Genomic DNA, 2,739 nt, shown 5'->3' with positions numbered 1-2,739 from the left:
ACAAATAATTATGTAGAGGCACGATATAATAGTATTAATTGGTGTAATAATGTCATAAAGCACAAATCTTTTTAGGTTAATCACGTTTGCAACAATAAAAATAGCAACAAAAAATATAATCATAATTTTTTTTATTCGATTCTTCATGATTATGCCTCTCTAAAAAAGTTTAGTTGTCTATAAATCTTACTCATAGGACAACGTTACAAAGTTAAACGCATAAAGCCAAAAACTTGATTATCTCAAACAGACAGTATTAACAAATAAATTTTTAATATTTTACATATTTGTATATTCATACAGCCAAAAGCATCACCTTTACTTTCTATATTAATTTTATAATATTACTCACGTTAACAAATGTCAACATCAAACATATTATTTAATAAAATTAATATAGAAGGATTCAATTTTGCTATTTAAATTAAGCGCGTACTGTATTCATTAATTCAATCAACAAAAACTATAATCACAATAGAAATTGTTGGTTTTCGTATCGCTTGTTTGACAGATAAAACATAGACCAGTATCCGAAGAACCTCTCAGCAGAAAGGCTAGGGAGGATTTTTTTTGCGAATCATTTGCCAATATTTGTAGCACATTATCGCACAATATGATATAATACATGTAGGTGTTATGAGCTTGCCTTCCGGCTAAATGAGAAATTGAGGGAATCAAACATGGCTTATCGCTTAGATGTCAGAAAACGCAAAGCTGGAATCTATTTGATTATTGAAAAGAAATACTGGGACAAACAAAAAAAACAGGCTAGGACTGAGCACTACAAAACGTTGGGTTATGTTCATGAACTGCTGGATCAGTACTCTGACCCGATTGCTCATTTCAAAGAAGTTGTCAACAAAATGAATGCCCAAGAAAAAACAGATAAAAAGTTAACGCTGACGATCGATATGAACGAAAAACTTTCTGTAAAAGCACACCAGCGGTACAATCTTGGTTATGCTGTTATTTTCCAAATTTATCACACGCTTGAACTGGATCGGTTTTTCAACAATAAAGCTCGGCACAAAAACTTCAGGTACAATATCAATTCGATCATGAAGCTATTGACTATTAACCAAATTCTGCACCCGTCCTCGAAACGGCGTGCTTTCGAGCATAAAGAAATGTTTTTCGAGCGTTTTGACTTTGAACTGTATGACATCTATAGGGCACTGTCTCACTACTCTGAAATAGGGTTGGAATGCCAGCGCTTTATCAGTGACCAGATTCAGGCGAAGTATGGCCGGGACACTCGTTTGATGTACTTTGATGTGACCAATTTTCATTTTGAGATTGACCAGACAGACGATCTGCGCAAGCGTGGAAAAGAGAAAAATAACCGACCGGATCCAATTGTCCAGATGGCATTGGCCATGGATTCAGATGGGATACCACTATACTACAAACTATTTCCTGGAAATACCCACGACAGCAAAACATTTGTACCTGTTTTCAAGGATGTCTGCGTCAGATTTGCACCTGAGCGGGTTATTGCTGTTGCGGATATGGGTTGCACCTCTTCAGACAATATCTATTTTCTCAAGGGTGGAGACAGGGACAAAAGTGTAAATGGATATGTCTTCAGCTTCTCAATTAGAAAAGGCTCTGAACAATTCAAGAAATATGTTCTTGAAGATCGTGGTTATACGGACAGAGACGGCAAACCATTGGAAGAGAAATTTGACTACAAAATCAAATCTCGAATAGAAGTACGCGAGATTCTAGTTAGCATGAAGAATGGTTCGAAAAAAAAGATGCTAATAGATGAAAAACAAGTCATCTTCTGGAGCAAAAAATATGCGGACAAAGCACGTAGGGAACGCGAGGAAATAATTGACAACGCACTGAAAATCATTGCCGATCCAACAAAATATAACAAAGGAAATGTACACGGCGCTGCGGCCTATATCAAGAACATAACCTTCGACAAGAAAACTGGGGAAATATGCCAAGAACCTGGGCAAAAGCTGCTATTTGACAGTCAAAAAGCTCAAGAAGCTGCTAAATACGATGGGTATTACTGTTTGATCAGCAGCGAGTTGGATATGCCAGATAACCAAATAATCCAAATTTATCGGGGTTTGTCCGATATTGAAGATAATTTCAAGGTTGCCAAAAGCGATCTGGACGTACGTCCGGTTTTTGTTTCCCGCGAGGATCGGATCAATGCACATGTCCTAACCTGCTTCATATCTTTAGTTATGATTCGCCTAATCCAAAAGAAGACCGGCTATAAATTTACTCCGGAGAATATCGCGACTTGCCTTAAAAACATAAGCTGCAGTCTTGAGCATGATAATCTCTATTTATTTGATTATAGGTCAGAGATTTCTGACGAAATCGGCAAGGCTTTTGATTTCGATTTTACCAAAAAGAGGCTCCGTCTCAGTGAAATAAAAAATATTTTGGCTCAGTCTAAAAAATCCTGATTTCTGCTAGGTTTTCCTGACATACAGTAAAACCCTCAAACCCTTCGGTTAGAAAGGGGTTGGGGGGTTTTTTGCCGAACAATACTATTGTCGGTTGGTAAAATAATTTTTTAAAAAAGATAGGAGACTAATAATATGTCAAGTTTATTTGAATCATTCAGAACAGCTATTCATGGAAATAATTTCAACACAGCAGCAAGTGTTCAGAGAATCAAACCACAGCAAGTAAAGGAATGGCTTGAACAGGAAAATCCACCGCTTTTGATAGACGTGCGCACAGTTGACGAGCATAATCAAGGACATATAC

General features: G+C 36.8%; 1 protein-coding gene. It reads left to right on the top strand.

Features of this window, described 5'->3' with window-relative positions:
- Positions 1–680 precede the first annotated feature (680 nt).
- Positions 681–2,432: an IS1634 family transposase gene (locus AC0KSB_RS05325; protein ID WP_472307181.1), complete on the top strand. Its 1,752-nt coding sequence runs from the start codon at positions 681–683 to the stop codon at positions 2,430–2,432.
- The last annotated feature ends 307 nt before the right edge of the window (positions 2,433–2,739 follow it).

The sequence above is a fragment of the Ercella succinigenes genome, assembly GCF_900002895.1.
This window is presented reverse-complemented; position numbering and strand designations above follow the sequence as displayed.

What these genes read in the sequence shown, in the direction of transcription:
- AC0KSB_RS05325 (WP_472307181.1), top strand. Translation starts at nt 681, where the DNA reads ATGGCTTATCGCTTAGATGTCAGAAAACGCAAAGCTGGAATCTATTTG.